Source organism: Phycicoccus sp. Soil803, assembly GCF_001429685.1.
GTDB lineage: Bacteria > Actinomycetota > Actinomycetes > Actinomycetales > Dermatophilaceae > Pedococcus.
Genome location: NZ_LMST01000001.1, coordinates 827,373 through 845,492, shown reverse-complemented (window position 1 = coordinate 845,492; position 18,120 = coordinate 827,373). Strand labels below are relative to the sequence as shown.

Below are 18,120 nucleotides of genomic sequence, written 5' to 3'. Positions count from 1 at the left end.
CGAGGAACCGCTCCATCACCTGGTCGGCGCTGAGCTCCCACCCCAGGCTGGTCAGGACCGTGGCACCGATCCGCGCCCCGATCGGCTCGGAGTCGACCAGGACGCCGGCACAGTCGACGATGACCAGGTCCACAGCCACGCGGCCCGTTCAGTCTCGGAGGGGGTACGGAGCGCTACTTGCCGATGCCGTCGGTCAGCCCGCGCAGGAACTGCCGCTGGCCGATGAGGAACAGCACGATCATGGGCAGCGCGGCCATGGTCAGCCCGGCGAACTGCACCGGCCAGTCGGTGAGCAGCCGGCTCTGCATGTCCATCAGCCCCACCGGCAGCGTCTTGAGGTCTCCGGTGCTGATGAAGACCAGGGCGAACACGAACTCGTTCCACGCGAAGAGCGCCTGCAACAGGGCCGCGGAGACGAGGATCGGTCGACACATCGGCAGGATGACCTGCCAGAACGCCTGGGTGGGCGAGCATCCGTCCAACGTGGCCGCCTCGTCGACCTCGGAGGGGATGTCGATCATGTAGGCCCGGATGAGGAAGGTCGTGAAGGGGATCCGGAAGGCGGTGTAGAGCACGATGAGTGCCCAGTAGCTGTCGTAGATGTGCAGCCGCTGCAGCAGGCCGAAGAGGGGGATGAGCGCCACGGTCGGGGCGAGCATCAGGCCGCCGAGCAGGAGCCCGAGGATCGTCCCCCCGAAGGGGACGCGCAGACGCACGAGCCCATAGGCGGCCCAGGCGCTGAAGAGGACCGTCGTGAGGATCGAGGCGGAGGTCACGAGGACGCTGTTGACGAAGTAGCGCACGACCCCGGCGCTACCGGCCCTGCCGAAGTTGCCCCAGCGCAGCTCGCCCGGCAGGCCCCATGGGCTCGCGAAGACCTCTTGGTTGCTCTTGAAGCTGCTGAAGACCATCCACAGCAAGGGATAGAGGACCGCGACGACGAGCAGTGCGAGCCCGAGCCACACGGCCAGGCGCGTTGCGCGGGCCCCGAGCCGCGCCGCCCGCGTCGACCTCCCGACTGCCGGGGTCATCGCCGACGTGGCCGCGGTCGGACTGGCCGGCTTCCGGCGGGTCGGAGTAGTGGCCGGGGTCGGGGTCGGGCTGGGGGCAGACATCACCATTGGATCCTCCGTCGGCGGCTGACGACGATCTGGACGGCGCCGATCGCGAGCGTGATCACGAAGATGACCGTGGCGATCGCGGACGCGTATCCCATGTCGTCGTTGAGGAAGGCGTTGCGGTAGAGCCAGGTGCCGAGCACCTGGCTGGAGTTCGAGGGCCCACCTGCGGTCATGACCATCACCTCGTTGAAGACGAGGAAGGCTCCGGAGACGGTGAGGATGATGATGAGCGTCGTCATCTCGCGGACCATGGGCACGGTCACCGAGAAGAACCTCCGGATCGGGCCAGCGCCATCGACCTTCGCGGCCTCGTGGAACTCCTTGGGGATCCGCTGGATCCCGACGACGAACAAGATCGCGGTGTAGCCGATGGACTGCCACTGGCTCATCGCGATGATGCTGCCCATGGCGGTGCTCGGCTCCCCGAGCCACGAGTGCTGCCAGCTCTCGAGCCCCACAGCGCCGAGGAGGCGGTTCACGAGCCCGATCTCGGGGTTGTAGAGGAACGAGAAGAGAATGCCCGCGACGGTGATCGAGATGACGGCGGGGATGAAGTAGATCGTGCGGAGGATGCCACGCAGTCGTTCGTGCACGAACTCCTCGAGCAGGGCCGCCAGGACGAGCGAGACCCCGACCTGGAAGACGAGTGACACGATCGCGAACACCGTGTTGTTCCGCAGTGCAGTCCAGAAGATCGGGTCGTGGAACGCCGTGCGGTAGTTGTCGAGCCCGACGAAGGTCGGCGCCACCGAGAACGCGTTCCAGGAGAACAGGCTCAGCCGCAGGTTGTCGACGATGGGGTAGTAGACGAAGACGAGCAGCAGGACCAGCGCGGGCAGGACCCAGGCCAGCGACCGCCATCGCATCAACGTGGTGCTCATGTCATGCCCTCCTCGGGTGGGCGTTGGTCGGTCGACGCTGACCGACCGTGTCGAGGTCGGACCGGGTGGTCCTCGGTCAGTGGGGCGGGCAGGTCCCATGATCCGCCCGCCCCACCTGGGTTGTGCGGTCAGCCAGCCTGCTTCTTGGCCTTGGCAGCGGCCTCCTGGACGCCGGTCATGACGTCCTTGCTCGACTTCGAGCCGGAGATGACGCCCTCGATCCCGGAGAGGTAGGCGTTGGCCACCTCCGCGTTGGTCACCGTGTCGAGCCAGATCGCGAACTGGTTGGCCTTGCTGATGTCGGCGAGTGCTGACTGCAGCTGTGGGAACGAGTTCGCCGAGGTCGCCGAGCCCTGGACGGGACTCAGCCAGCCGATGTCAGCCGTGAGCTTCGCGGCATTCTGCTGGGTGGTCATGAACTTGAGGACGTCGACGGCGAGCGCCGCGTTCTTGCTCTGGGCGTTGACCATGAACCCGTCCGGTGCGCCTGTCAGGGCTCCGGCGTCACCGGCCGCCCCCTGGGGTGCGGGCAGCCGCATGAAGTCCCAGTTGTCGGCCAGCTCCTTCGGCGCACCCCCCTTGGTGGTGAGCGCCTGGAACTCGACGGACTCCAGGTAGTGCATGGCGGCCTTGCCGTTGAGGAAGTTCGCCTGCCCGGCCTCGTGCGAGACGCCGTTGGCGTCCTTGCTGGAGCAGTGCGTGACGATGTCCTTGAACTGGTCGACCGCCTTGGCGTAACCGGGATCCGTGAACGCACCGGTGGCCGGGTCGTAGTCCTTGGCGAGGGTGTCAGGTGCGACGTTGTACGCGTTGAGCTGGGTGATGTAGTGGATCGCCGGCCAGCCGTACTGGTTGCCGAAGGCGATGGGCGTGTAGCCCGCCGTCCTCAGCTTGTCGCAGTCCCCGATGAGCTCCTCGAGCGAGGCGGGAGCGCCGCTGATCCCGGCCTTGGTGAAGGCTGCCTTGTTGTAGGCCAGGTACTTCGCGTCGAGGTCGATCGGCACACCGAAGTTCTTGCCCTTGGTCTCGAACGCCTTGAGGGCGGCCGGCGAGAAGGTCTTGCCCCACTCGGTGTCGGGCCCGATGACCGACGTCAGGTCGGCGGCCAGACCGGCACGGACGAACTTGTTGGCGAAGTCACCGGCCCACGAGAAGTAGATGTCGGGCAGCTGCTTGGACGCCGAGAGCACCCGGATCTTGTCCTTGTAGGGCTGGTCGCCGACCTGCTCGAGCTTGATGGTGACCTTGGGGTTGGCCTGTTCGTAGGCCTTGGTCACGCTCTCGAAGTACGGCGCGTACTTGGGGTCGGCGAACTTGGTGACCATGGTGATGGTGCCGGACTTCTCTGCTGGTGCGGTGAGGCTCTGGTTACTGGCTCCTCCCGCACCAGGGTTGGCCGTCCCGGGCGCGCCGCAGGCGGCCAGGGCCACCGCGGTCACGGTGGCGAGCACGGCGAAGGATGCGCTGCGCGTGGTGTTCTTCATGAGAGGTCCACTCCTTTGTGGATGGGGTTGAGCGGTGCAGTGAGTCCCTCGAGTGAGGTCTCGTACCCGAAGGCGCCGAAGGTGGCGCAGGTGCTTGAGGCGTATGCCGTCGCGGCGCCGAGGAGCGTCGTGAGCGGCGTGTTGGCGATGAGGCCGGTGAGGAGCCGGCCGATGAAGGCGTCCCCGGCTCCGAGGGTGTCTACGACGGGAGTCGCAGGCGCTTGGGCGTACACGACCTGCTCGCCCTGGAGCGCCACCGCGCCACCGGAGCCCATCGTCACCGCGACGAGGCTCGGGCCGAGGTCCTGGATGCGCCGGGCCTCGTGGACGGCTTCGTCGACGCTGGCGAAGGGCAGCGAGCGGATGGCGATGTCGACCAACCGCGCGTGCTCGGCGATGTAGTCGTGCGGACGCTCGGAGAAGTCGAAGGAGAGCCGCGGGGCGGCCGCGGCGATGTCGGCCAGCTGGTCCTCGACCATGGAGCACTCACCGGTGTGGACGATGGTCGCCGCTGCGACGGCTGCGAAGTCCGCCGGCGTCAGCACGAACCTCGACACCCCGGGGTCCCCGTGGTCGAAGACACGGTTCCCGTCGACGACCCGGACGTCCGCCGAGGCGTTCGGCCCCTCGACGATCCTCAGCATCGAGGTGTCCACCCCCTCGGCCACGAGCGCGTCGAGGACGGTGCGTCCGGCGAGGTCGGTGCCCACCGCCCCGATGTATGCCGCGCCGGCGCCACATCGACGTCCGTGCACGGCCACGTTGACCGCGTTCCCGCCGGGGTAGAGCACCTCCCGTTCGAGGTACCGGTCGACGACGTTGTCGCCGAGGGTGAGCAGGGTGACGTTCATGGTGCCGTCCTTCAGTAGGCCATGCGGCGGTAGTAGCGGCGGGTCGTCAGCGGGTGGTCACGCAGCACCTCGAGGTGGGCGCTGACCCGTTCCAGCAGTGCCGCCAGGATGACCGGCGACACCAGGGCCCGCGTGGTCGGCGAGATCCCGGGCAGCTCCACGTCAGCCGTGTCGAGGACGAGAAGCTTCTCGGTGAGTCCCGACACGAAGCGCTCCACCCGGTCGGCGAGCGGCCGGGTGGCGTCCTCGCCCTTGAGGAGGAGGACGCTCACGTCGGGCTCGACCAGCTCGAGGGTGCCGTGGAAGAAGTCGGAGGCGTGGACCGGACGGGTCCGGATCCACTGCATCTCCTCGAGGATGCACATGCCGTAGTAGAAGGCCTCGGGCCACGTGCTGCCCGACCCCGTGACGATGTGCCACGGTTCGGCCGCGATCGCCTCGGCCAGCTCGTGCGCTCGCGGCTCGAAGGCAGCCTTGGCGTCGAGGAGGAGCTGCGGTAGCTGCTCCAGCTCGGCGACGACCGCGGCGTGGTCCTCCAGCCCGTCGGTGCGCGCCATGATCGACAGCGCGAGCAGCAACGACTGGAGGTAGAACGACTCGCAGGACGTGTCGTCCTCGGCGAAGTTCACCAGGCTGACGTCGGCCTTGGTCCCCAGCGGGGTGTCGGCGTGGCCGGTGAGCACCAGCACCCGCGCGCCGGCAGCCTTGACGAACTCGAGCGCCGCGATGCTCTCGGCGGTGGTGCCGGACAGCGACGGGATGACCACCAGGGTGTCCCGGCCCACCGTCGCGGAGCCCGTCACGACGAGCTCGGCGGGCAGGACGACGTCGGCGCGGAACGGTGAACGGTCCCGCAGGAGGGCGGCCGCGGGCTGCATGAGGATGCCCGCGCCGCCGGCCCCGGCGAAGGCCACGTTGGTCACGCCGGAGCCGAGGGCGTCAGCCACCACGGCATCGATCTGCTCGGCCAGGCCGACGGCACCCGACTGGATGCGCAGGTAGCGCGCCGGGTCGAAGTTGAGCAGGTCAGAGGTCATGCTCAGTACTCGACCTTGAACATGTACCGACGGGTCTCGAGGTCGTGGCCGCGGGCCGACTCGTAGTGCTGGGCGAGCCGGTTGGCCAGCGCACCCACGACGATCGGCGACACCTCACCGCGGACCGACTCAGGGATGCCGGGCAGCTCGAGGTCGCGCACGTCGACGTACTGCGCCTTCTTGCAGTACTGGTCGAGGAAGCTCTTCGCCCGCTCCCCCATGGGCCGAGATGCGTCGTCGCCGATCCACAGCAGGACCGCGGTGTCGTCGTCGACCATCTCGAAGGCACCCTGGAAGAACTCGCCGGAGTTGAACGCCGCCGCGTGCTTCCACTGCATCTCCTGCAGGAAGCACATCGCCAGGCCGTACGCCCAGCCGTAGCTCGGGCCGGATCCCAGCACATAGGTGATCGGCTCGTCCTTGAACGCCTCGGCGATGTCGGCGAGCAGCGGCTCGGCCTGCTCGACCGCGTCGCGGACCGCAGCGGGCAGAGCCGCCAGGGCTTGGTCGACCGCTTCGGTGTCCAGCTCGGCGCCAGTGCCAGCGAGCAGCTCGAACGCGACGACCAGCTCGAACAGGTCGCTCTTGCCGGTGAACGCCACGTCGGCTGCCTCGGCGAGCGGGCTGCCGGCCTTGGCGGCCGCGATGACGGTGGCGCCGGTGGCCTTGGCGGTCTTGGCCGCGGCGACCGTCTCCTTCGTCGTGCCCGTGTAGGAAGCCAGCACGACCAGCGAGCCGGGACCCATGAGTGCGGGGACAGCCGTGTTCAGCTCGTCGCTCTGGACTTGGAAGGCAGGGAACGACGCCTTCTGCTGGAGCAGGTAGTGGGCCGGGTAGCTGCAGATGATGGAGCCGCCGGCGCCGACGAAGTACACGTTGCGCAGCCCGCGCTCCACGACGTCGCGCACCACGGTGGCAATCGCCTCGCGCTCCGCGACGGTCGCCGTCAGCTTGTCGACGATGTCGGCGTCGATCGGCTTGAGGGGAAGGGTTTCGGTCATCGGTGCTCCTGGTTCCAATCTGCGAGTGGCTCGCTTTGATAACGTTCTCAACCTGATGAGTGAGAACGTTCTCAACCCGGCGGTCTCCTGTCAAGGGGGTTCCCGGAAATTGGTCAGATCCGGTGCGGCGAGGCAGTCCGACACCGGCTAAGGTCAGCCCAGGAAGTCGGCGGGGGTAAGCCGCCGATGGGTCACCCGGGACCCGCGCGCTCGCGGCGACCGGCCGGCATACCCGACGACGCGGCAGACCACCAAAACCGTTGGCACGACACGCATTCGAAGGAGCACCGTGAGCAGGAGCGTTGAACCGCGCGGCATCGCCACGGTGCCGGACGTCGCGCGTGAAGCGGGAGTCTCCACAGCCACCGCCGCCAGGGCACTCGGCGGCTACGGGTCGGTGCGCGAGAGCACCCGGGAACGCGTGTTGGCAGCAGCCGAACAGCTGGGTTACCGAGCGAACAGCCTGGCGCGGAGCATGATCACCGGTTCGACCCGCACCCTCGGCGTCGTGATGTCAGACATCGAGAACCCCTTCTTCCGTCGTTCACTGCGCGGCATCGCCGACACGGCGCGGGCGCAGGGGTTCGAGGTGCTGCTGGCCAACACCGACGAGGAGCTCGACAAGGAGGAGACCGCAGTCCGGGTGATGACCGAGCGACGCGTGGACGGCCTGGTCGTGTGCCCCGCAGACGGTGGCGACAGGTCCCACCTCCGCGCGGTCATTGCAGCCGGCATCCCCGTGGTCCTCCTGGACCGGACCGTGGCGGGCCTGCAGGCCGACACGGTCGGTATCGACAACCGCAAGGCCGCGCGAGCTGCCACCGAGCACCTGCTGGCCCACGGCCACCGGGACATCGCGATCCTCACCGGTGGGACGCACACGATGCTGGAACGCATGCTGCGCCCCGACATGAAGGGCGTCGAACGGGCCTCGGCGACGACTGTCGGCGCCCGCGCGGCCGGGTTCCGCGATGCGATGACGGCGGCTGGTGTCCCGATCCGACCGGAGCTGATCTCCTCCGGTGGCTACCGACGCGAGGACGGCGAGGCGGAGACGGCCAGACTGCTTGCCCTGGAGGACCGGCCCACGGCGATCCTCGCCTTCGACGCCATGCAGTCGCTGGGGGCGTTCCATGCCATCGCGCGCGCGGGGGTTCGCTGCCCGGAGGACGTGTCGCTCATGGGCTTCGACGACACCGAGTGGGCTGACCTGGTCAGCCCGGCGCTGACCGTCATCGCCCAGCCGACCTACGAGATCGGGGTAGCGGCGTGCCGCCTGCTGTTGTCACGTATCGAGGGCGCGGGAGGTGCGGTGGCGCATCGACGGTTGCCGACCGAGCTCATCGAACGCGGCTCGGTAGGTCCCTGGCCTCCGTCCTGAGGGGTTCGATCGCCTCTTGTCGTGCGGCTTTCCGACTACGAGCCGTAGGACCTGGGGGGCCCTGTGCTGGCCCTCACGACAAGGCTCGGCTCCAGCAGATCGACGGCCGGTTTTTGGCCATTCATCAGCATGCCGAGGGCTTCGATGGCTCGCATGCCCACCGCGGCAAAGTCTTGCCGAACCGTCGTCAGCGGCGGGATGAGGAACTCGGCTTCCGGGATGTCGTCAAACCCGATCACGCTGACGTCCTCCGGCACGTACCGGCCCGACTCGTGCAGGGCCCGCAAGACGCCGATGGCCATCTGGTCGTTGGCCGTGAAGACGGCGGTGACGGCTGGCATGTCGCAGACAGCCCGGCCAGCAGCGAATCCACTCCGGGAGCTCCAGTCCCCGAGGATGGGCTCAGCGGGTCGGACGCCGGCGTCGTGCATGGCCGACCGCCATCCCTGGAGTCTCGAGCGCGCCTCGGTCCAGTCCAAGGGTCCACTGACGTGGACGATCTCCCGATGACCGAGGTGCAGCAGGTGCTCGGTGGCAGCTCGGGCACCGGCAACCTGATCGACACCCACCACGGCCGTGTTGCCGCGGTCGAGCTGGCCCTCGACGACAACGAAGGGCGGGCCGGACCGCTGGGCCCGCACGATCTCCAGAGCCGCGTCGTGGGCAGCAATCATCACCATGCCTTCCACGCCGACCGTCATGAGGTGTTCCACCGCACCATCGAGGGCATCGCGAGTCATCTCGGTGAGATTGACCGAGCTGGCGAGAAAACCAGCATCTCGGGCGGCTTCCTCGACTGAGCGGTGAATGCTCACGGGCCCGAACTCGGCTCCGGCAGTCCCGATGATGCCGATCATCCCGCTTCGACCTCGGCCCAGGGCTCGGGCGGCCGTGTTCGGGCGGTATCCCAGGCTCTCAATCGCAGCTTGGACCCGTGCCCGGGTCTCAGGGCGCAGCTTCGGCGAGCCATTGATCACTCGGGAGACGGTCTGGTGCGACACTCCCGCCAGGCGAGCGACGTCGGCCATCACCGGCGCCTTGATGTGCTCAGCCATGGGGGCGAGGGTCCAGCAGCTGCACCACGACGGTCATGAGCGCGATTCTGACAGGGTTCACCCCCGGTTCGCCCCACGGTGCGCGTCAGCGCCGCGCGCCGCGACAGTGCGCAACCTATCGAGCCCAACGCCGGGAGGCGATGACCCGCTGGAGGACGATGAAGAAGAGCACCAGTCCGCCGATGAGGATGCGGGTCCACCCAGTATTGAGATTGCCGTCGAACTCCTTGTAGGCGTAGATGGTCCCGAGCGTGAGGACGCCGAGCACCGAACCGAAGACATAGCCTGCGCCACCCGAGAGAAGCGTGCCACCGATCACCACGGCGGCGATGGCATTCAGCTCGTATCCGATGCCGGCCACCGGATCTCCGGATGCGGTGTAGAAGGAGAAGAGCAAGCCCGACAGGCCTGCGCAGAAACCGCTGATGGCGTAGACCATCACCTTGGTGCGGTCCACGGCGAGGCCCATCAGGGACGCTGAGGGCTCACTGCCGCCCACGGCATACACGGTCCTGCCGAAGTGGGTGTAATGAAGCACGGCGAAGGCCACGAGGACCAGACCCAGGGCGATCAGTACCGAAGGCGTCGTGTAGACGTCGACGGTTCGGGTGCGACCTCGGACGTTGGTCACCTGTGCCTCGAAGAGGTTGAGGTGGGCCAGGTTGACCTTGCGGAACAGGGTGTCCTTGATCGTGATCGACCGGTCGGTGATCACCAGGCACAGACCTCGCGCAAGGAACATCGCCGCGAGGGTGGCGATGAAGGGCTGGATCTCGAACTTGCTGATGACCGTGCCGACGAGGGTGCCGAGCACGGTCCCGGTCAGGAGCACGGCGATGATGACGGCTGGGGCCGACCAGCCCTGCTGGAGGAGAGTCGCAGCAATGACGGAGCCGAGGGCCATCACTGCCCCGACCGAGAGGTCGATCCCTCCGCTGAGGATGACGAAGGTCATGCCGACCGCGAGGGGGATCAGGAACGCGTTCTTGCCCAGCAGGTCCACCAGCGCCTGTGGTGAGGTGAAGTTCTGGTACAGCGTGGCGCCGACGGTCAGCATGATGGCGAGGAGCACGACGGTCGTCGCGACCTGGGAGTAGCCACCCAGTCTGCCCAGAACCCGGCTGAGTGGCTTGCGGCCGGGATGAGTATCGGCTGTGGTGCTCATGAGGTCCTCGTTTCGAGATCCTGGGTGTGGTCCCCGTCCACAGCCGGCACCGAGATGGCCGGCACGGCCAGAGGTGCCGCGTCAGGTGCTGTGGGGGACACGGTCGGCGGAGGGGTGCGACGGCCAGTGGGCCGACGAACCACACCACCGAACCACCTGCGCGCCTTGGGTGACTGGAGGAGGCACACGACGACGACGACGCCAGCCTTGAACACGTCGGTACTACGAGGGGAGATGGCGATGACCACGAAGCTGTTCATCGTCTCGATGATGAAGGCGCCGATGAGCGTGCCCCAGAGGGAGAACCGGCCACCGGTGAGAGAAGTGCCGCCGATCACGACTGCGAGGATGGCGTCGAGCTCGATGAAGAGGCCGATCGAGTTGGGATCGGCCGAGGTCGAGTTGGATGTCAGCATGAGACCAGCCAGCCCGGCGCAGAAGCCGGAGAAGACGTAGACCACCAAGATGATCCTGGTCGCGCGAATGCCCGCCAGCCGGCTGGCCTCCGGGTTGACGCCAACGCTTTCGATGAGGGTGCCGAGGGCGGTCTGCCGGGTCAGTGCCGCAGTGAGGGCAAAGATCGCTCCGGCGACCAGGATCGAGAAGGGGACACCGATCAGGTAGCCGCCTCCGATGAGCTTGTAGCCCGGGGTGTTGTCGGGGTACAGGATCTTCTCGTTGGTGATGACCTGTGCCAGCCCTCGCCCGGCTGTCATGAGCACCAGGGTTGCGACGATGGGCTGGATTCCCAGGACGGACACCAAGAGACCGTTGAACAGACCCGCGACGACGGCCATGACGAGCGCGACGACGACGGCTACGAGGACGACGCCGACGGACGTCCGGTCCGAGGACGACACGATGTGCATCGACGCCCATGAACCGCTGATCGCTGCCACCGCGCCGACCGACAGGTCGATGCCACGGGTCGCTATGACGAGGGACATACCCAAGGCGACCAGGACGATGGGCGCGGCGCGGCGCAGGATGTCCACCAACGGCCCGAACAGGTTGCCGTCCTGGAGCGTGATGGACAGGAAGCTGTGGTTGGCCAAGAGGTTGGCGACCAGCAGTGCCACGAGCACCGCGAATGGCCACACCAACCGCTGTGAAGTGAGCTTGCTCATGGGGACTTCTCCGCTTCAGCAGCGATGATCTCGAGGATGTCCTCTACGGCCAGGTTGTCATTGGTCAGCTGCGCGACCTTTCGCCTGTCTCTCAGCACCCCCACCTGATGGGACAGCCTCACCACCTCCTCCAGCTCAGCGGAGATGAAGATGACGGCAAGGCCCTCTTCGGCCAAAGTCGCTACCAGCTTCTGGATCTGAGCCTTGGCCCCGATGTCGATACCTCGGGTCGGCTCATCGAGGATGAGCAGCTTGGGCTCCAGGAGAAGCCACCGACCCAACAGCACCTTCTGCTGGTTGCCGCCCGAGAGGTTCCGGACGAGCTGGTTCGGGTTGGGCGGCCGGATGTCGAGGGCCTTGATGTAGCGGTCGGCGATCTCGTCCTGCTGGTTCCGCGGGATCTGGCGCACCCAGCCGCGGGCGGCCTGCAGCGCCAGGACGATGTTCGCCCGGACACTCAGGTCGCCGATCAGTCCTTCCGCCTTCCGGTTCTCCGAGGCGAAGGCTATTCCCCGGTCCAGCGCCTCACGTGGACTCCTGAGCTTGACGACGTTCCCGTCGAAACGCACTTCGCCCTGGTCGTGTCGATCCGCCCCAGCGAGCAGGCGGACCAGCTCCGTTCGCCCGGAGCCCAGGAGACCGGCCAGACCGAGGACCTCGCCACGGTGGATCTCCAGGTCGAACGGCTCGATCGTGCCCTTGCGACCCACCTGCGTGGCGGTGACGAGGGCTCCGCCGTCGACGCGCTCGGCGGCCTCCCGCTTGGTGCCCTCTTCCAGGGCCTCCAGCGCGGCCAGGTCCTTGCCGATCATCGCCGAGATGAGGTCGAGGCGCGGAAGCTCCGCTGCCGGGTGCTCCCCGACGAGCCTGCCGTTGCGAAGCACGGTGATGCGGTCCGAGATCTCGTAGACCTGGTCGAGGAAGTGGGAGACGAACAGCACCGCGACGCCTTGTCCACGCACGCGACGGATGACGCCGAACAGCTCCTCGACCTCTCGCTGGTCCAAGGACGACGTGGGCTCGTCCAGCACCAGGACGCGAGCCCTGACGTCGACTGCACGAGCGATCGCGACCAGTTGCTGAACGGCGATGGAGTGGGTCGACAGCAGGGATGACGGATCGATGTCGAGGTTCAGCGTCCTCAGCACCCGCTTGGCGTCCGTGCGCATCTTGCGGAAGTCGATGAGACCGAGGCGTCGGGGCTCACGTCCGAGGAAGATGTTCTCGGCGACACTCAGGTTGGTCACCAGGTTGACCTCTTGGTAGACCGTCGCGATACCCGCCCTCTGGGCGTGTGCCGGCGAGGTGAACTCCACGGCCTGCCCGTCCAGGCTGATGGATCCGTCGTCAATGCCGTAGACGCCGGTGAGTGCCTTGATCAGGGTCGACTTCCCAGCCCCGTTCTCACCCATGAGGGAGTGGACCTCACCGGGGAAGAGCCGGAAGGAGACCTCGTCCAACGCCTTGATCCCGGGAAAGCTGATGCTGATGCCGCTCATCTCGACGATCGGATCCGCGTCTGTCTGCGCGTCACGGGGTGGCGATGTGCTGAGAGCTTCCGGCCCCATTGTCGGTTCTCCTTCGGTGGCTTACTCCCGGGCCAGTCTGTGCGCGGAGAGGGCTGCGCTGTGCAGGGTGTGCCCGGCGACCACCTGGCCGCCGGGCACCCACGCTGATCAGTACTTGCGGTCGGGCAGTGCCGCTTTCGCCTGAGCCTGGTTGAACTCGCCCTCTTCGGTGATGATCCGGGCCGGGATGTCCTTGCCGGCAAGGACGGAGCTGGCCGCGTCGAAGAGCTGGTCACCGAGGAGGGGGGAGCACTCCACGATGTAGTTGATCTTGCCCGCCGCGAGGGCTTCCATGCCCGCCTTGACGGCGTCGATCGTCACGATCTTGATGTCCTTGCCGGGGACCTTCCCAGCAGCCTCGATTGCCTCGATCGCACCAAGGCCCATGTCGTCGTTGTGCGCGTACACCAAGTTGATGTTCGGGTACTTGGCCAGGAAGCCCTCCATGACCTTCTTGCCCCCGTCACGGGTGAACTCGCCGGTCTGGGATGCCAGCGTCTTGAACTTGGTCTCCTTGCCGAGCACGTTGTCCCAGCCCGTCTTCCGATCGTTCGCGGGCGCGGAACCGGTGGTGCCCTCGAGGACGACCATGTTGACCGCGGCGTCGTTGGCGAACTCGGTCTTGGCCCAGGTAGCGGCCTTCTCGCCCTCCTTGATGAAGTCCGAGCCGATGAAGGTCTTGTACAGGCTGGGGTCGGCGTCCACAGCGCGGTCCGTCAGGATCACCGGGATGCCGGCGGCCTTGGCCTCCTGCAACACGGCGTCATATCCCGTCTCCACGACGGGCGAGAACGCAATGACGTCGACGCCCTGGGTGATGAACGTCTTGATGGACGCGATCTGCTTGGTCTGGTCGCCCTCGGCGGACGTGAACTTGAGGTCGACGCCGTACTTGGCGGCAGCCGCCTTGATGCTGTCCGTGTTGGCGCTGCGCCAGCCGCTCTCGGATCCAACCTGGGCAAAGCCGATGACGGCGCCCTTGATACCGGTCGACGACGAAGCGCTGTCCCCTGAGGGCGCGTCACTGTCGGACCCGCAGGCAGTCAGCCCCGCAACCGTGAAAGCAGCCGCAAGGAGCGCCGCGCTCTTCCTGAACTTCATTGTTCCTCCAAGGAGTGGTGGGATGTCGGGCGCGTTATCGCTCCTGATCACCATGCGTCGCCCTGGTGAGACGTCCAGACGGCTCAGCCAGAGCGTGGGCCTCGGCGCCGATGCCGCTTGCGTCCGAAGGTGGGAGCTGGAGCCGCGTCGTCGAGTTGCTCGTGGACGAGTGTTAGCGTTCACACGCGTTTCGTCAAGAGGCTTCGTACCGAAATACTGCGGGAATTCCAAGGAGAAATGGCCGAGCCGAATGAGGCTTTACGTCTGGACATGTGACCGCTAACATTCGTCCGTCCCGAAGGGAGATAGGTGAACGTCAGCAACCCGTCCGGGCCACTCGCGAAGCTGTCAGATCCGATCGCCCTGACCGGTACGGGTCGGCTCGGGCTGACTGCGCAGATCCTGCCGCGAGGCGCCTCACTACGGAGCCTGTGGGTCACCGACATCAGTGGGCGTCGGCTGAATGTGGTTCTGGGACATCAGGACCCGGACTCGTACGGACGACTCCCCGGCTACCTCGGAGCCACCGTCGGGCGGTATGCCAACAGGATCCGGGGCGGTCGGTTCACGCTGGACGGCCGCCGCTACTCCGTCGAGCGCAACGAGGGCCCGAACGCCCTGCACGGCGGTCGCGTCGGATGGGACCAGAAGCACTGGGAAGTCGTGGATCGCTCCCCGTCCGAGGTGCGTCTCAGACTGACGAGCCCGGACGGCGATCAGGGCTTTCCCGGTGCCGTCCGGGCCGAGGCCACCTACCGCGTCGGCAACGACGCGCTGACCATCACCTACACCGCGACCACGGACGCACCGACCGTGATCAGCATCGCCAACCATGCCTACTTCAATCTTGACGGTGAGGCGGCCGGCCCTGTCGATGACCACGTCCTCGGTGTGAGTGCCGACAGCTACACCCCCGTTGCTGACGACCTGATCCCGACAGGCCTGCTGGAGGAGGTGAGCGGCACAGAGTTGGACTGGCGCCAACCCTGCCGTCTCGGCGACCGCATCACCTCGCCTCGAGCCGAGCTAGCCGCTCCTCAGGGGCTGGACCACAACTTCGCGCTCAACGGCGGCGCGCCTGCTGCCACCCTGTGGTCGCCCCGCTCGGGTGTGTTCGTGGAGCTGACGAGCAACCAGCCGGGACTGCAGGTGTACACCGGTCAATACCTGGACGACACGCTTGTCGGCACGTCCGGCCGGACATACGCGGCTCGAGCCGGGATCGCCTTGGAAGCGCAGCAGTTCCCCGACTCACCAAACCAGTTCGCCTTCCCGTCATCGGTCCTGTCGCCAGGGCAGGTGTTCTCGGCCACCACGCGCTACGCCTTCAGCCACCACGGGCGACCGGGCCACACCGCTGGCCGATGACGGGCCACGTCCGTTCCTGTCCGCCGGACGATGCAGCCGGGACTGCGACGTCACGCACGGGCAAGTTCAGTTGCTGGTCACCGGCCGGAACCGTGCCAGCGCACGGGACCGGCCTGGATTGGTGGCTGGTCGGGTGCGTTGCGGGGGAAGGGCGTCCGAGGGCGAATCCGGGTTGGGGTGCTGGTCTCAGGCGGGCCGGTGTGGTCGTGGCCGGCTTGGCGGGCTGGATCGCTGAGGATCGCGTATGCGGCGATGACCTGCTGGAGTGTCGCGTCTGAGGCGACCTTGTCGGTTGAGTCGCCAACGGCGCGGGTGTCGGGGTGGTTCTGGCGCAGCAGCGTGCGGTAGGCGCGCCGGATCTGGCCTTGGGTCGCGTTCGGGCTCAGGCCCAAGGCGGCGTAGGGGTCGGTGCGGTCAACGGTCATGGGCTACGCCGAAAGGTTCAGCTTCTGGGTGAGGTTTGTCCCATCGCTGGGGGGCGGGTGACCCCACCTTCATCGTGGGGTTGTGGTGTCACTGATGGGCCTCGCCTGGGCCGCGAACGGATACGCCGTCAAGGCGTGGGCGTCGCGCAGCCTGCGTCAGGCGCGATGGCACGAACGCGGCCCAGGCGAGAGTCTGGTCTTCGTATCGTCGTGGTGCTGGGTGTCGGGCGATCACCTACCTTCGTCCATCCACTTGTTCGGTTTCTGACCCTGGTTGCGGGTGAGCCGCGGGGGCGAGCGTTGCCGACTCCACCCGTCGGCACCGGGGTGTTCGGGTCGCGGGGACGCCACGGCACCGCAACGCAGCCGATGCCTCCGCGGCCCGTGGCCCGTGCCAGACGATGCAGCAGGTAGGTCAGCCGGAGGGGGTGTGCCTGACCATTCCCGGGCGATGATCGCGTCGAACTCGGCCCGCAGCAGGTCCTCGTCCGCGCACATCAGCTCGAGGAACTCCTCGTCCACGCCGCGCACGGCACCGGCTCGGTCAGCAGCGACAGCGAGCATGAGCCTCACCACCAGAGGTCAGGCGGTAATGGCCTGCTGGCCTTCGTTCCGGCTGCTGATCTCGATCTTCCGCGGCTTGGCCTGCTCGGCGACCGGGATCTTCAGCGTGAGCACTCCCGCGTCATAGGCGGCCTCGATGCGCTCGGTGTCCAGGTTGTCTCCGAGCACGAGCTGACGGCTGAACACCCCGCGAGGGCGCTCCGCGGCGAGCAGTTCCGCGTCGCTGGCGCGGTCCGGACGTTCGGCCTTGACGGTGACCACGTTGCGTTCCACGTCGATGTCGATCGAGTCCTGGCTGACACCGGGTAGGTCGAACTCGACGTGAAACACGTCTCCGTCGCGCCATGCATCCATCGGCATCGCTGAGGGGCGTGCCAGCGTGCCAAAAGCCTGTTGGGTGAGCCGGTCGAGCTCGCGGAATGGGTCGGTGCGCATCAGCATCGTCTTCACCTCCATCGTGTTTGCCTGATGCTCCAAGCGCCGCCACAGCCGTCGCAGATCTATGGCGTTCGCTATAGGTTTTATGTAGCACCAAGGGCATACTGATGCAAGGGCCGATACAAAGATTTTCCAGGAAGGACGGGCCACCCGTGACATTGCCCGCAACGGACGGGGAACGCGGCGTCTACGCGATCTCGGTAGCTGCCGATCTGGTCGGCATGGGCGTGCAGAACCTGCGCCTCTACGAGGCGCGGGGTCTGCTCGATCCGGAACGGACCAGTGGAGGCACCCGCCGGTACAGCCCGAACGACCTGGACCGACTTCGCCGGATCGGGGACCTGCTCGACGCCGGCCTCAACCTGGCAGGCATCGGCATGGTCCTCGACCTGGAGCGGCAGAACGCTCGCCTGCGTGAAGAACAGGAGGTGCCACCGTGGCCCACAGTCGTGACAACCACCCGAACACCGCGGTCCCGGAAGCCGACCGACTCGACCAAGAACAGCTGGCCGACCCCACAGTAGCCAGCGACCAGACGTGGCCAGCCAAGCCGAACCAGGACGTCGACGAAGCCGACCTCTTGGAACAGGCTCAACCGGTGCTCACCGACCCCGATGAGGACTACGCGCCGGACGCACGCTGAGGGCCGACGAGCGGCCTCTAGCCAGCCAGGTGGACTGAAATCGCGTGCTGCGCAAGGGCTTCGGCGAACCACAACGCATCTTTATGTCAGGTTGCTGAATCTGATCACCACGATCCGTCCGCCCGACACGGTCTCTCGCTCCCCTTCCTGCAGCCAGAGCGTGTCCTGCGGAGCCATCGCCAAGCTGTGACCGCCGAGCATCGTGTGCTGGGTCAGCGCGACCAGGCACGACCAACCCGCGGCCGGCGACTCAACCACCAGATCGGCCTCGGCGTCCTCGATGGTCACCTGGGCGGTGACCTGCCCGGGACGCGTCATGACGTTGACCGCGGTCACCGGGCCGCGCGCCACTTCGCACGACACGCTCGCTCCCCCGTCGAACGCGGCGATCGAGCCGGGACCCAGGGTGCGGCGGTGGTCGTCGATGACGAGAGTCAGGGGCTCGTCCCCCGCCACGATCAGCTGCCGGTGCAGGCCCGGATAGGCGGAGAACGGTCCAGACCGATCCACCTGCGCCACGCTGAGGCGCCAGCTGAAGTCATCAGGGCTTGCGGCCGACGGCCCCTGGGCCATCACGCGGGTCCGTCCGCCACCGTTGCGCCACGGGCTGACCGGACGCTGCGCCACGTGGATCAGCTGCATGGGACGACCATGACAGATCACGCCTGGTGCGGGGTACCGGCGTCCACGAGCTTGGGGAGCCGCTGGGAGGCGTTGATGGTGTTTGCGACGGGAAGACACCCTGTCCATCCTGCGACGATTGCGCAGGTCAGACAGGGTGTCGATCGGTGGAGCTGAGGGGATTCGAACCCCTGGCCTTCTCATTGCGAACGAGACGCGCTACCAACTGCGCCACAGCCCCTTGATGCGGACGAAACAATAACACCAGCACCCGGCCCGACGGAAAACG

At 67.1% G+C, this 18,120-nt stretch carries 17 protein-coding genes and 1 tRNA gene; 3 read left to right on the top strand and 15 right to left on the bottom strand.

Annotated elements, in window-relative coordinates; translation table 11 throughout:
* Nucleotides 1-173: 173 nt before the first annotated feature.
* From ASG95_RS03990 to ASG95_RS03965, 6 genes are all read right to left on the bottom strand, one after another.
* On the bottom strand, nt 174-1,115 hold the full coding sequence (locus ASG95_RS03990) for a carbohydrate ABC transporter permease (protein ID WP_235543340.1): 942 nt from the start codon (nt 1,113-1,115) through the stop codon (nt 174-176).
* Nucleotides 1,115-2,002 carry a carbohydrate ABC transporter permease gene (locus tag ASG95_RS03985; RefSeq protein ID WP_057376647.1) on the bottom strand — a complete coding sequence of 296 codons (888 nt, stop codon included), beginning with the start codon at nt 2,000-2,002 and terminating at the stop codon, nt 1,115-1,117. Before ASG95_RS03985 ends, ASG95_RS03990 begins: the two co-directional genes overlap by 1 nt.
* A 128-nt stretch (nt 2,003-2,130) precedes the next feature.
* On the bottom strand, nt 2,131-3,486 hold the full coding sequence (locus ASG95_RS03980) for an ABC transporter substrate-binding protein (protein WP_057376646.1): 1,356 nt from the start codon (nt 3,484-3,486) through the stop codon (nt 2,131-2,133).
* The gene (locus ASG95_RS03975; RefSeq protein ID WP_057376645.1) at nt 3,483-4,337 is read right to left on the bottom strand and encodes a PfkB family carbohydrate kinase; all 855 of its coding nucleotides are present in this window, start codon (nt 4,335-4,337) and stop codon (nt 3,483-3,485) included. Before ASG95_RS03975 ends, ASG95_RS03980 begins: the two co-directional genes overlap by 4 nt.
* An 11-nt stretch (nt 4,338-4,348) precedes the next feature.
* Nucleotides 4,349-5,374, bottom strand: coding sequence for an SIS domain-containing protein (locus tag ASG95_RS03970; protein ID WP_235543338.1), 1,026 nt, complete (start codon nt 5,372-5,374; stop codon nt 4,349-4,351).
* A 2-nt stretch (nt 5,375-5,376) separates the two neighbouring features.
* A complete protein-coding gene (locus ASG95_RS03965; protein ID WP_057376644.1) occupies nt 5,377-6,375 on the bottom strand; it encodes an SIS domain-containing protein in 999 nt (332 codons plus the stop codon).
* A 289-nt stretch (nt 6,376-6,664) separates the two neighbouring features.
* Here ASG95_RS03965 and ASG95_RS03960 point away from each other — a divergent pair, with 289 nt between their 5' ends.
* Complete coding sequence (locus ASG95_RS03960) at nt 6,665-7,756, top strand: LacI family DNA-binding transcriptional regulator (protein ID WP_082592314.1); 1,092 nt, start codon at nt 6,665-6,667, stop codon at nt 7,754-7,756.
* 35 nt (nt 7,757-7,791) lie between these two features.
* Here ASG95_RS03960 and ASG95_RS03955 read toward each other — a convergent pair whose 3' ends face one another.
* From ASG95_RS03955 to ASG95_RS03935, 5 genes are all read right to left on the bottom strand, one after another.
* The gene (locus ASG95_RS03955) at nt 7,792-8,811 is read right to left on the bottom strand and encodes a LacI family DNA-binding transcriptional regulator (RefSeq protein WP_057376643.1); all 1,020 of its coding nucleotides are present in this window, start codon (nt 8,809-8,811) and stop codon (nt 7,792-7,794) included.
* A gap of 115 nt (nt 8,812-8,926) precedes the next feature.
* Complete coding sequence (locus ASG95_RS03950; RefSeq protein WP_057376642.1) at nt 8,927-9,976, bottom strand: hypothetical protein; 1,050 nt, start codon at nt 9,974-9,976, stop codon at nt 8,927-8,929.
* A complete protein-coding gene (locus tag ASG95_RS03945; RefSeq protein ID WP_057376641.1) occupies nt 9,973-11,103 on the bottom strand; it encodes an ABC transporter permease in 1,131 nt (376 codons plus the stop codon). The genes ASG95_RS03950 and ASG95_RS03945 overlap by 4 nt, the downstream gene beginning before the upstream one ends.
* Nucleotides 11,100-12,602, bottom strand: a complete 1,503-nt coding sequence (locus ASG95_RS03940) for a sugar ABC transporter ATP-binding protein (RefSeq protein ID WP_235543337.1) — start codon at nt 12,600-12,602, stop codon at nt 11,100-11,102. Before ASG95_RS03940 ends, ASG95_RS03945 begins: the two co-directional genes overlap by 4 nt.
* Before the next feature lie 177 nt (nt 12,603-12,779).
* Complete coding sequence (locus tag ASG95_RS03935; protein ID WP_057376639.1) at nt 12,780-13,772, bottom strand: ABC transporter substrate-binding protein; 993 nt, start codon at nt 13,770-13,772, stop codon at nt 12,780-12,782.
* A gap of 309 nt (nt 13,773-14,081) precedes the next feature.
* Here ASG95_RS03935 and ASG95_RS03930 point away from each other — a divergent pair, with 309 nt between their 5' ends.
* Nucleotides 14,082-15,140 carry an aldose epimerase family protein gene (locus tag ASG95_RS03930; protein WP_057376638.1) on the top strand — a complete coding sequence of 353 codons (1,059 nt, stop codon included), beginning with the start codon at nt 14,082-14,084 and terminating at the stop codon, nt 15,138-15,140.
* Between the two features lie 77 nt (nt 15,141-15,217).
* On the opposite strand, the gene ASG95_RS03925 is transcribed toward ASG95_RS03930, so the two are convergent.
* Nucleotides 15,218-15,565 (bottom strand): J domain-containing protein, encoded by a 348-nt coding sequence (locus tag ASG95_RS03925; protein WP_057376637.1) that lies wholly within the window; start codon nt 15,563-15,565, stop codon nt 15,218-15,220.
* A gap of 582 nt (nt 15,566-16,147) precedes the next feature.
* Nucleotides 16,148-16,570: an Hsp20/alpha crystallin family protein gene (locus ASG95_RS03920; protein ID WP_057378702.1), complete on the bottom strand. Its 423-nt coding sequence runs from the start codon at nt 16,568-16,570 to the stop codon at nt 16,148-16,150.
* 149 nt (nt 16,571-16,719) lie between these two features.
* Here ASG95_RS03920 and ASG95_RS03915 point away from each other — a divergent pair, with 149 nt between their 5' ends.
* Nucleotides 16,720-17,091, top strand: coding sequence for a MerR family transcriptional regulator (locus ASG95_RS03915; protein ID WP_235543335.1), 372 nt, complete (start codon nt 16,720-16,722; stop codon nt 17,089-17,091).
* A gap of 200 nt (nt 17,092-17,291) precedes the next feature.
* On the opposite strand, the gene ASG95_RS03910 is transcribed toward ASG95_RS03915, so the two are convergent.
* Entirely contained in the window at nt 17,292-17,852 is a 561-nt protein-coding gene (locus ASG95_RS03910; protein ID WP_057376635.1) for a HutD family protein, read from the bottom strand.
* Between the two features lie 147 nt (nt 17,853-17,999).
* Nucleotides 18,000-18,072, bottom strand: a tRNA-Ala gene (locus ASG95_RS03905).
* Nucleotides 18,073-18,120 lie beyond the last annotated feature (48 nt).

What these genes read in the sequence shown, in the direction of transcription:
- ASG95_RS03940 (WP_235543337.1), bottom strand. Translation starts at nt 12,602, where the DNA reads ATGAGCGGCATCAGCATCAGCTTTCCCGGGATCAAGGCGTTGGACGAG.
- ASG95_RS03925 (WP_057376637.1), bottom strand. Translation starts at nt 15,565, where the DNA reads ATGACCGTTGACCGCACCGACCCCTACGCCGCCTTGGGCCTGAGCCCG.
- ASG95_RS03935 (WP_057376639.1), bottom strand. Translation starts at nt 13,772, where the DNA reads ATGAAGTTCAGGAAGAGCGCGGCGCTCCTTGCGGCTGCTTTCACGGTT.
- ASG95_RS03965 (WP_057376644.1), bottom strand. Translation starts at nt 6,375, where the DNA reads ATGACCGAAACCCTTCCCCTCAAGCCGATCGACGCCGACATCGTCGAC.
- ASG95_RS03985 (WP_057376647.1), bottom strand. Translation starts at nt 2,002, where the DNA reads ATGAGCACCACGTTGATGCGATGGCGGTCGCTGGCCTGGGTCCTGCCC.
- ASG95_RS03910 (WP_057376635.1), bottom strand. Translation starts at nt 17,852, where the DNA reads ATGCAGCTGATCCACGTGGCGCAGCGTCCGGTCAGCCCGTGGCGCAAC.
- ASG95_RS03970 (WP_235543338.1), bottom strand. Translation starts at nt 5,374, where the DNA reads ATGACCTCTGACCTGCTCAACTTCGACCCGGCGCGCTACCTGCGCATC.
- ASG95_RS03980 (WP_057376646.1), bottom strand. Translation starts at nt 3,486, where the DNA reads ATGAAGAACACCACGCGCAGCGCATCCTTCGCCGTGCTCGCCACCGTG.
- ASG95_RS03955 (WP_057376643.1), bottom strand. Translation starts at nt 8,811, where the DNA reads ATGGCTGAGCACATCAAGGCGCCGGTGATGGCCGACGTCGCTCGCCTG.
- ASG95_RS03950 (WP_057376642.1), bottom strand. Translation starts at nt 9,976, where the DNA reads ATGAGCACCACAGCCGATACTCATCCCGGCCGCAAGCCACTCAGCCGG.
- ASG95_RS03975 (WP_057376645.1), bottom strand. Translation starts at nt 4,337, where the DNA reads ATGAACGTCACCCTGCTCACCCTCGGCGACAACGTCGTCGACCGGTAC.
- ASG95_RS03920 (WP_057378702.1), bottom strand. Translation starts at nt 16,570, where the DNA reads ATGCTGATGCGCACCGACCCATTCCGCGAGCTCGACCGGCTCACCCAA.
- ASG95_RS03945 (WP_057376641.1), bottom strand. Translation starts at nt 11,103, where the DNA reads ATGAGCAAGCTCACTTCACAGCGGTTGGTGTGGCCATTCGCGGTGCTC.
- ASG95_RS03990 (WP_235543340.1), bottom strand. Translation starts at nt 1,115, where the DNA reads ATGTCTGCCCCCAGCCCGACCCCGACCCCGGCCACTACTCCGACCCGC.